Origin of the sequence: Pleomorphochaeta sp. (assembly GCF_050031695.1) — a bacterium.
GTDB lineage: Bacteria > Spirochaetota > Spirochaetia > Sphaerochaetales > Sphaerochaetaceae > Pleomorphochaeta.
Genome location: NZ_JBNAIC010000020.1, coordinates 48,306 through 58,811 on the forward strand (window position 1 = coordinate 48,306; position 10,506 = coordinate 58,811).

10 protein-coding genes and 1 tRNA gene are annotated in these 10,506 nt (G+C 27.8%); 8 read left to right on the forward strand and 3 right to left on the reverse strand.

Features of this window, described 5'->3' with window-relative positions; all coding sequences use genetic code 11:
- Positions 1-19: 19 nt before the first annotated feature.
- Together ACPKM0_RS04240 and ACPKM0_RS04245 are read left to right on the forward strand one after the other, a co-directional pair.
- Entirely contained in the window at positions 20-1,312 is a 1,293-nt protein-coding gene (locus ACPKM0_RS04240; RefSeq protein ID WP_472473616.1) for a hypothetical protein, read from the forward strand.
- 32 nt (positions 1,313-1,344) lie between these two features.
- Entirely contained in the window at positions 1,345-2,175 is an 831-nt protein-coding gene (locus ACPKM0_RS04245; protein WP_472473618.1) for an exonuclease domain-containing protein, read from the forward strand.
- A 45-nt stretch (positions 2,176-2,220) separates the two neighbouring features.
- Here the strand turns inward: ACPKM0_RS04245 and ACPKM0_RS04250 are convergent, their stop codons facing one another.
- Positions 2,221-3,747: an ATP-binding cassette domain-containing protein gene (locus ACPKM0_RS04250; protein WP_472473620.1), complete on the reverse strand. Its 1,527-nt coding sequence runs from the start codon at positions 3,745-3,747 to the stop codon at positions 2,221-2,223.
- Positions 3,748-4,023: 276 nt separating this feature from the next.
- Positions 4,024-4,095, reverse strand: a tRNA-Cys gene (locus ACPKM0_RS04255).
- Between the two features lie 257 nt (positions 4,096-4,352).
- Between ACPKM0_RS04255 and ACPKM0_RS04260 the strand changes: the two genes are divergently transcribed.
- The 6 genes from ACPKM0_RS04260 to ACPKM0_RS04285 all read left to right on the forward strand — a co-directional run bounded on the left by ACPKM0_RS04260 (position 4,353) and on the right by ACPKM0_RS04285 (position 9,818).
- Positions 4,353-5,126, forward strand: a complete 774-nt coding sequence (locus ACPKM0_RS04260) for a DeoR/GlpR family DNA-binding transcription regulator (RefSeq protein ID WP_472473622.1) — start codon at positions 4,353-4,355, stop codon at positions 5,124-5,126.
- 10 nt (positions 5,127-5,136) lie between these two features.
- Positions 5,137-6,276, forward strand: coding sequence for an Ldh family oxidoreductase (locus ACPKM0_RS04265; protein ID WP_472473624.1), 1,140 nt, complete (start codon positions 5,137-5,139; stop codon positions 6,274-6,276).
- A gap of 25 nt (positions 6,277-6,301) precedes the next feature.
- Positions 6,302-7,585 carry a malic enzyme-like NAD(P)-binding protein gene (locus ACPKM0_RS04270; protein WP_472473626.1) on the forward strand — a complete coding sequence of 428 codons (1,284 nt, stop codon included), beginning with the start codon at positions 6,302-6,304 and terminating at the stop codon, positions 7,583-7,585.
- 335 nt (positions 7,586-7,920) lie between these two features.
- A complete protein-coding gene (locus ACPKM0_RS04275; RefSeq protein ID WP_472473628.1) occupies positions 7,921-8,232 on the forward strand; it encodes a hypothetical protein in 312 nt (103 codons plus the stop codon).
- A 177-nt stretch (positions 8,233-8,409) separates the two neighbouring features.
- On the forward strand, positions 8,410-9,084 hold the full coding sequence (locus ACPKM0_RS04280) for a SatD family protein (RefSeq protein ID WP_472473630.1): 675 nt from the start codon (positions 8,410-8,412) through the stop codon (positions 9,082-9,084).
- Positions 9,078-9,818 carry a DUF3307 domain-containing protein gene (locus ACPKM0_RS04285; protein ID WP_472473632.1) on the forward strand — a complete coding sequence of 247 codons (741 nt, stop codon included), beginning with the start codon at positions 9,078-9,080 and terminating at the stop codon, positions 9,816-9,818. The genes ACPKM0_RS04280 and ACPKM0_RS04285 overlap by 7 nt, the downstream gene beginning before the upstream one ends.
- A 6-nt stretch (positions 9,819-9,824) precedes the next feature.
- Here ACPKM0_RS04285 and ACPKM0_RS04290 read toward each other — a convergent pair whose 3' ends face one another.
- On the reverse strand, positions 9,825-10,412 hold the full coding sequence (locus tag ACPKM0_RS04290; RefSeq protein WP_472473634.1) for a DUF6657 family protein: 588 nt from the start codon (positions 10,410-10,412) through the stop codon (positions 9,825-9,827).
- Between the last annotated feature and the right edge of the window lie 94 nt (positions 10,413-10,506).

Sequence of the window (10,506 nt, forward strand, 5' to 3'; positions counted from 1 at the left end):
ATTATAAGAGGAATGATTAATGGATATAAGAAGAGTTAGGATTAAAGATGATGAAAACGCTACTGTATTAAGCAACGATTTAATTAGAGCTGTAGTCCAAGATTATAATGGGAGATTGATAGAATTAAGTGCTATGAATATCCATGGGGGATGGGTAAATTGTAATAAATTACATAGATTCCCCTTTTCTAAAGATACTGTTGATCAAAATATTAAACATAAAGATATAGATCCTTTATTAGAAAAATTATATGGTTATCAAGTTCAATTAGTTAATGACGAATCAAAAGAAAATCCTAATGCGAAGTTTGAGGGTTCTGATTTAGTTTTTAATAATATTCATAATTATGAAGATCTATTAATAAAAAGTGAAACCTTAAATCGTGATGAGAATAATGATTACATTAATGCTATTTTCGAAACAAATAGAGTTAAATGGGTAGTTCAACGTTATGGTAGCGACGAAGCAACCGGGGGCGTTTGGGTATTATCAAAAAATTCAGATAATAATAATAAAATATGGGCAACAAAAAGATTAGATGTTGTTCTACCAAATCAACCTGTTATTTATTCTGCCCTTTATATAAAAAATATTAGTTCATCTCCAATTAATTTAAATGTTGGTTTTGATAATACTTTAGCACCTCCTTTTCTAGAATCTAATTGTTTAATTAATACAGGCGCTAAACAATGGATGAAATACAGTGATTTAGATAAAAATATGATTATTGAGAGAATAGCTGATACAAAAAAACCTTTTCCAATCGAAAAAGCTCCATTGATTTCAGGTGGTAACTGCGATGTTAGAACAGTTAGTGGAATCATCGGTTCTACTGATGTACTGTATGCTAAAAATGATTTAGATAAATCTTCTCATATATGGTTTAGTGTTATAAATCCTAGATATCAGTTAGTATATTTAACTTTTGCTCCTGGTAAAGAAATTATGGATGATATAGATTTAAATCTTGATTATTCGACAATGGTTTTAGACTATGGTGGAAGAAATCAACCACCTTGGTCGTTATATCAAGGTGGACCTAGTAATGAATTCTCAATACATATGGGTGCTAATACATCTTATTATGGCCAAGGTAAAGGTGTTGAATTTAAACCTGGTGAAGAAAAAAGATTATTATATGCTAGAAGTTTAACAACTTATGATAATCAGAGAATGGGGAATAACTTTTCATCCTTTGAATCTTTTAACCATAATGTTGTTTTAAAAAGAACAAAAAGCACTATAGTTATTCCATCAGATCCTAAGTTTGAAATAATTAAAAAATTCTGTGACAATTTAATCCATTTTTAATTCTTAATAATATAATACTAAATGGAGATATGATGATATTTGATGAAATAAAAGATTTTACAATAATCGATACAGAAACTACTGGTTTAGGATGTTATTCTAAATTAGTAGAATTTGCTGCAATGAGAATTAGAAATGGTAAACCTGAGGCAACTTTTAATATATTAGTTAATCCTAAAATGATTATGAGTGATGATGTTATTAAAATTCATAAAATAACTAATGAGATGGTTCAAAATGCTCCTACTATAGATGAAGTAAGTAAAGATATTTATGAATTTATTGGTGATGACATTTTAGTAGCTCATAATGCTCCTTTTGATATGGATGTTTTAAATAGGCGTTTACTTTTCGGTTTAAAGAATAAATATATTGATAGCTTATCTATATTTAGAAATAGTTTAAATTTACCAAGCTATAAATTAGATAACATAAGATTATATTTTAATATAACTATAAAACAAACTCACAGAGCTTTAGATGATGTTAATATGTTATATTCTTGTTTAAAAATGATAAATAAACCATATGAAATTGAAATTAGAAATATTGGTCAAGTTAGAGGTAGTTGTAGAGCTACTCAGATAACAAAAACAAAAACCTTGGGTAATGAATTAAAAAATTGTCATTGTGTAGTAACTGGAATTATTCCTAATATGGCTAGAAATGAACTTTGGCAAATTATTGTAAATCATGGCGGACTTGTTGGTAGTTCTGTTATAAGAAAAACAAGGTATTTGGTTTTAGGTGCTGAAAATGTTGGAAACTCTAAAATTTATAAAGCTAAACAAAAAATAGCTGCAGGCGATTTAATTGAAATTTTATCCTATAAAGACTTTTTTACGAAATTTAATATTTTATAATAATAAATCTCTAAAGTAATTGGTTTTACTTTAGAGATTTAATTCTTAGTTATCAGTTTCAATTTGATTAATAGTAATGAATTTATTATTTTTCTTAAATTCCCAAAATTTATTTCCTATCTTTTCCATAAAATTAACATCATGTGAAACACAAATAATTGCACCCCTATAAGATAATAAAGCTTTTGTTAAAATACTTATTGAAAAAATGTCTAAGTAATTGGTAGGTTCATCTAATAGTAGAATATTGGAATTAGAAAATATTGCAAAGCCATAAAGTAGCTTTTGAGTTTCTCCCTGACTTAATAAAGTGGTTGTTAGTAAAGAAGTAGGATCAGCACCGAGTCTAAAAGAAATTGATAATATTTGAGATTGAGTATCTTTATCTAAGTGAATAAGTTTATCTTTTATTTTAATCCTATCTTTTTCACTATAGTCTTGATGGATATACCAATATGGGGAATTATATTTTATTAGATTTTGTTCAATAATATTTACAAAAGAGGTTTTGCCAGAACCATTTTGGCCTCTAATTATTATTTTATCATCTTTCTTTATTTCCATATATGGGTGTGAAACTTTATAAATATTATGTAATTGAGAAATCTCGTCTTTTTGAAAAGATATGATTGTATTCTTTTTTGATTGTATATTATTAAAAGAAATTCCTAGTTTATTTTTTTTAGGTATATTTATCTTTGAAAGTTTGTCTGATTCTCTTATTATTTCATTATTTATGGAAGTTAACCTTAATCCAGGTTTTTTATCTTTAGAAGTAATTCTTGCTCCATCAATTTTACTTTTTGTTGAAAAGTCTTTTTTATCTAAATTTTTCTTTGATAATTTGTTTTTAGATTTTTGAATTATTTGATACTCTCTTTCTTTCATTTTTTTTAATTTTGAAATATCTGAGACTTTGGAAATTTTTTGTTTATTTAAAAATTCAATTTCTTTCTTTCTTTGTTTAATAGCTAGTGAAGGCTTGCATTCGTAATTTAGAATATTAGTAAATAAGTGATTATCCTCTAATATTAATGTTTTAGAGCATAAAGAATCTAAAAAATCTAAATTGTGGGAAATAATAAGTCCAATTTTATTGAATTTTTTTAGTTCATTAACTAATAAATTTATTGAATATGAGTCTAAATGATTTATAGGTTCATCAATTAATAGTAGTGTTGGAGATCTCAATAATGCATCAGCTACCATGCATCTCTTTTTTTCTCCACCACTTAATTTATCATAATTAAATAACCATTCATCTTTTATCTCAAGTCTACCTAATAGACTAACTGCTTCACTATTATTAATTATTTCTGGATCATAAAAGCTGCTAGGTATTTCATCTAAGTTATCTTGTTTACATAAAAATGTTTCAATTTTTGGGGAAATCGTACCTTCTTGAGGCATTAAAGTATTGTTCAAAAGATTAAATAGTGTGGATTTGCCACTCCCATTAACTCCTATTATTGCATACCACCCATTATTAAATGTTTGATTCAAAGAAGAAAAAATTGGATGTATAGAAGATTCATAACTGAATGAAAGATTGGATATATTAATAAAGGACATATAGTTTAATTCCTAAAATGATTTTGATTGGGGGAAGAATCTATGTAATATAAATATAAACGGATATACCCACCTGGGCAAAATAAAGGATAATCAACGATTTCTTTAAATGTTTCTTTTTTTTCCGTTTAATTAAATTCTCACCAGCTTTTCTCCTATATGTCGTTTAAATAAAATCATATTCTTAGGTGTTTTGTCAAGAAATAGCGTTTAAAACAAAAAAGCTCATTAATCATATTTGACTAATAAGCTTTATATTTAAAAATTGTAAAGTAAAGGTGCCAATCGGATTCGAACCGATGCATCACGGTTTTGCAGACCGTTCCCTTACCGCTTGGGTATGGCACCAAATCAACGTTTGAGAGATTACCAAATTTATAACTTATATTCAAGTAAAAATTTAAAAAAACTTGTAAAAAGTGTATATTTTTTATCTTTGAATAATAATTAAATAAATTAGTGTTGTAAGAAATTTGTATGAATTTAATAAAAATTGAACATTATTGATAAAAGTATATGTTTTTTTGAACTTTTTTTTGTTGACAGTTAATGTATTTGAATGTATTATAAATTCAAACATACAAAAACATTCAAGAGGAATAATAATGTTACCTGTAGAAAGACAAAGATATATTCAAGAATTAGCTATGAAAAATAAAAGTGTAAGTGTTAGTGATCTTGCTAGTGAATTAGAAGTAAGTGAATTAACTATTAGACGTGATTTAGATGGGCTTTGTTCAAAGGGTGTGTTAGAGAGAACTCATGGTGGGGCAACGCTTCGACGTAATTTGAACGTTGAACCTGATTATTTACAAAAAGCTTCAGAATGTTCAAAAGAAAAACAAGCAGTAGGAAAATTAGCAGCTTCTTTATTAGAAGAAGGGGATACTGTTTATGTAAATAGTGGATCAACAACTTTAGAAGTAATAAAGGCAATCCTTGAGAGAAATATAGATATAACAATTGTTACTAATAATATAGATGCAATGTGGTTATGTAAAAGTGATGGGAATGTAAAAATCATTTTTGTAGGTGGTTATTATAGAGCTAAATCACATTCTGTCTCAGGTAGATTAGCTTTTAGTTTAATTGATCAAATTTATGCTAATAAAGCAATTATTGGTGTTGATGGTTTTTCTCCGATAGCGGGGTTAACAACTCCTGTATTAGAAGAAGCTGATACAACAAGAGCTATGATAGATCATAGTATTGGTTCAAAAATAGTTGTTGCTACAGAAAATAAGATTGGAGTTGTTTCCAATTTTAAAACTGCTCCTATAGAGAGAGTAGATGTGTTAGTAACAGATGAAAACGGTGGTAACTTATTAAAGAACACAGAAATAAGTAAACATATACAAGTATTGATAGCAAAATCATAGGAGGATAGCTATGAAATTTGAAGAAACTTATGCAGACAATTACAAAGATTGTGCATGGATCCCATTTGAAGACTTAGAAACATTTATGAGAGAAGCATTAGTAAATGCAGGTATTCCAGCTGATGATGCAAAAACAATTGGTGAGGTATTAATTGAATCAGATAAGAGAGGTATTGATAGCCATGGTATTGGTAGATTAAAACCTATCTATATTGATAGAATTGATAAAGGCATTATGAATCCAGTTACTGAAATTGAAGTAATTAAAGATCAAGATGCAACTGCTGTATTAGATGGTCACAATGGTTTAGGTCATGTAGTTTCTAAAAAAGCTATGGAAATGGCTATTGAAAAAGCTAAAAAATACGGTATTGGTATGGTAGCTGTTAGAAATTCAACTCACTATGGTATTGCTGGCTATTATCCATTAATGGCAACTAAAGCTAACATGATTGGTATCACAGGTACTAATGCTAGACCTTCAATTGCTCCAACTAACGGTGTTGAAAATATGATGGGTACTAATCCTTTAACTTTTGGTATTCCTACAGATGAAGAATTCCCTTTTATTTTAGACTGTGCAACAAGTGTATCACAACGTGGTAAAATTGAAGTTTATGGTAGAGCTGGAAAAGATTTACCAGCAGGTTGGGTAATTGGCCGTGATGGTAAAACAAGAACTGATACACAACAAGTATTAAAAGATTTAACAACTGGTAATGCAGCTTTAACACCATTAGGTGGTATTGGTGAATTAACTGGTGGTTATAAAGGTTATGGTTATGCTGCTGTTGTTGAAATCTTATCAGCTGCTCTACAAGATGGTGCATTTATGAAATCATTAAATGGTTTTGATGCTGATCATAATCCAATTCCATATCCACTTGGACACTTCTTTATTGCAATTGATCCTGAACATTTCATGGGAGCTAATACTTTCAAAGCAATTGCTGGAACAATTTGTAAACAATTAAGAAATAGCCAAGTTGCTCCTGGTGAAGATCAAATCTTTACAGCAGGTGAAAAAGAATATATTTCTTATAACTATAGAAAAGAACATGGTTGTCCTGTTCCTCCATCTCTACAAAAAGTAATGATTGAATTAAGAGACAGATGGAATATGGATTATAAATGGGATTTTGAAAAATAAAAAAATAATAAAAGGAAATTATAAAATGGCAACTTTAAAAGAAAGAGCATTAGCATATCATATGTTAGATAATGAACCTGGTAAAGTTAGTGTTGTACCAACTAAACCTTGTAAAACTTCTGATGATTTAGGCTTAGCTTACACTCCAGGTGTAGCTCAACCTGTATTAGCAATTGAAGAAAACCCTGAAGATGCATATAAATATACTTCTAAAGGTAATTTGGTAGCAGTTATTTCTAATGGTACTGCTATCTTAGGATTAGGTGATAGAGGTCCTTTAGCTTCAAAACCTGTTATGGAAGGTAAAGGCGTATTATTTAAAAGATTTGCTGATATTGATGTATTCGATATTGAAGTAGACGAAAAAGACCCTAAGAAATTAATTGAAATCGTTAAGAAATTAACTCCTACTTTTGGTGGTGTTAATCTTGAAGATATTAAGGGACCAGAATGTTTTGAAATTGAACAAGAATTAATCAAACAATGTGATATCCCAATTTTCCATGATGACCAACATGGTACAGCTATTATTGCAACAGCTGGTTTAATGAATGCTTGTGAAATTGTTAAAAAAGAACTAAGTGATATTAAAGTAGTTGTAAATGGTGCAGGTGCTGCTGGTGTTTCTTGTGCAAAAATGTTTGTAGCTGCTGGTGTTAAACCTGAAAATTTAACAATGTGTGATAGCCGTGGTGTTATTTTCAAAGGTCGTACTGAAAGAATGACTAAAGAAAAAATTGAAATGGCAGTTGAAACAGAAGCTAGAACATTAGCTGATGCATTAAAAGGTGCAGATGTACTTATGGGTCTTTCTGTTGCTGATTGTGTTAGTCCTGAAATGTTATTATCAATGGCAAAAGATCCTATTGTGTTTGCAATGAGTAATCCTAATCCTGAAATTGATTATCACCTAGCTATTGAAACACGTAGTGATTTAATTATGGCTACAGGTAGAAGTGACTATCCAAACCAAATTAATAATGTATTAGGTTTCCCTTTCATTTTCCGTGGTGCACTTGATGTAAGAGCTACAAAAATTACTGAAAAGATGAAAATGGCAGCCGCTCTTGCTTTAGCTAAATTAGCTAAAGAACCAATTGTAAAAGAAGTTGAAGATGCTTATGGTAGATCATTTACTTTTGGAAGAGAGTATATTGTTCCTAAACCATTCGATCCTAGAGTAATCGAATATGAAGCAGTTGCTGTTGCAAAAGCTGCATGTGAAGAAGGTGTTGCACAAAAACCAATTACAGATTGGGATGCATATACTAAATCTTTAAATGATAGAATGAAAAAATACTGGGATTAATTTTAATTAATTTTTAAAAAAATAAACTCTAAGAGAAATGTAAATGTAAAATACAATTCTTCTTAGAGTTTTTGTTTTTTATTACTTGATTCTATATTTCTCTTTATTTGGTTAAGCTTTAAATACTTTTTTGAGACGTCAATATCTACTTATTTTTTAAAAACTCTCTCTTGCCTTAGCTGTTTCAGTTTGTACTATAATTTTTAACTGGTCTGCACACTAAAAAGTTAACACTGCCGTGATTACTGTATCTGAAATAGTTTTCAACTATTTCCTTTTTTTATTAATCAAATTATAATTATATTATAACTATTTAGAAGAAGGAGAAGAAATTTATGAATGATTATGATAATAACTCTCATCCTTACGATGAAGATACTTGTGTAAAGAAGACTACTAGTGATGATGCTTCTTCTGTTGTACTAATTTTAGGAATAATTTCAATTGTTAGTATATTTTCTTGGATTTTCTCTTTTGTGGGATTAGTCTTAGGAATTATTGCCTTAGTTAAGGGTACAAAAATTAGACATAACTCTTCTGCCGCAATGGCCGGTTGGGTTCTTTCGATAATATCTATTTCAATATTTGCTTTGGGTGTTATCTTTTTCATTGGCTTTTTAATGCCTCCTTTTTGGTGTTTTATTTAGTATCTTTGATTTGATTGTATAAATACCTTATCTTTTTTGATGAGGTGTTTTTTTATGATATTAATTTATCATATTGGTATTTTATGATAAAAATAAATCATTTTTTAAAAATATGATAATAAATTGACATATTATTAATATATGATATAATTTAATCATAATTAGAAAGGATATATTATGGAAATAAGCCAAAATGAAAATTTAATAGCTATAATTGGAGATATTATTGACTCTAAACAAATACCAATTGATAAAAGAAATTTATATCAAGACAAGTTGAAAAAAGTCTTATCTCAAATTAATAAAGTTTATGAAAGTGAAATTATCTCAAATTTTATTATAACTTTAGGTGATGAATTTCAGGGTGTGATAAAAAATGCTAGCCATTTATTTGAAATAATAGAGATGATAGAAATTGCAATGGAACCTGTTGAATTGAGGTTTGGAATTGGTGTTGGAATCTTATTAACTGAAATAGATAGAAAGGCTTCTCTTGGATCTGATGGACCTGCTTATCATAGGGCTAGAAAAAGTATAACGCTTTTAAAAAATAATAAAGATAATATTCAAAATATTCTTATAGACTCTAGTAATACAATATTTGATAAAGAAATAAATTCTCATTTATATTGGGTGTGTCGAACTTATAATACTTGGAGTATGTTACAAAGAAAAATTGTAAAATATAAGATGTATGATAAAACCCTTACTCAAAAAGAAATTGCTAAAAATTTAGATATTGATCAGTCTCTTGTAAGTCGGACTTTAAAAGCCTCTTTGTATGATAATTATTTTAATTCAAAACAATCTATCTCTCTTCTAGTAGAAAAAGTACGGAGTAGTGAATGTTAACCCCTTTATTAATTATATTGCTTTTATTACATATATTAGCTGATTTTTATTTTCAGACTCAAAACATGTCAGACAGTAAAAAAGAAAATTATAAATATGTTATTTATCACAGCATTTTTTATTTTTTAACAATGTTTCTTATTTTTATATTTTACAAATTTGATATAGCTTTATTATTAGCTATAAGTGCACTTGGATTATCTCATTTTATAATTGATATAAGTAAATACTACTTTTCAAATAAAAAAGATATAAAAGAAAGTTCTTTGTTTCTAGTAGATCAATTTATACATCTATCAATAATAATTGGATTCTTTTTAATTGTTAAAAATACAAACTTTATTTTTGTAAGTGAGAGATGGATAATGAATAATTCTCTTGTTTACTTAAATGTTTTGGTAGCACTTCTTTTGATATTTAAACCTGCAAATATATTGATTAAGAGTCTTATTTCTTCTCCAACTTATAAAAACGTAGAAGAGAGTGGAGAGAAGAGGCCACTTAGGCTCGGAAAAATTATTGGTAATTTAGAAAGACTTTTAATTGTATTATTGTTGTGTGCCAATCAATTTGTTGTAATAGGTTATATTTTTACAGCAAAATCAATAGCTAGGTGGAAAAAATTAACCGAGGATAAAGATTTTGCTGAATATTATCTAGTAGGAACTTTATTAAGTGTTATTATTAGTATAATTGTTTATTATATTTTTTTGAAAGATATTAAAATAATTTAATATTATTTAAGCTAGTTCTTCTTTGATTTTTGCTTTTACATTTTCAAGAGTTTCATTATATTGTTCATCTAATTTTTTTAGATTATCATCAAGCAATTTCATAAATTCTTGGTCTTGATCTGCAGTATAAGTAAAATCTGGACCATATTGTTGTTTCAATTGAGCTTCTTTTTGTTTTATTACAGGTTCAAATTGTTCTTTCATTTGATTTACTAAATCACTTTGATGATTTAAATATTGATTAAAAAACTCTTTAATTTGATTAAGTGTATCAACTAATTGCTCATTATCCTCTTTTAAGATCTTTATGATATCAATCATTTTTTCAAAAGTGTTTTCAAAAGATTGGTCATTAGGTAGTGTAATATTTAATAATAAATTACTTACAATTCCTTCTTTTACTGCTGTTTTATCTTCTGCTTTATTAAATTCTTCCATGAATTTTTCACGAGTGAAATCAATGTCGTTTATGTATAATCCACATATTTTTCTACCCACTTTAACAGCTTTTTCTCTATTTATTTTATCTAAATCAATATTTAAATTTTCAGTTTTCTCTAATGCGATTTCCCATGCAGATTTGATTCTTGCCATAATCATACCTCAATTTTTATTTTTTAATTAAATTCTTTATAAAGATAAGATAATATCAAAATTACTAATTAACAAGTCCCTAAATATTATGTTA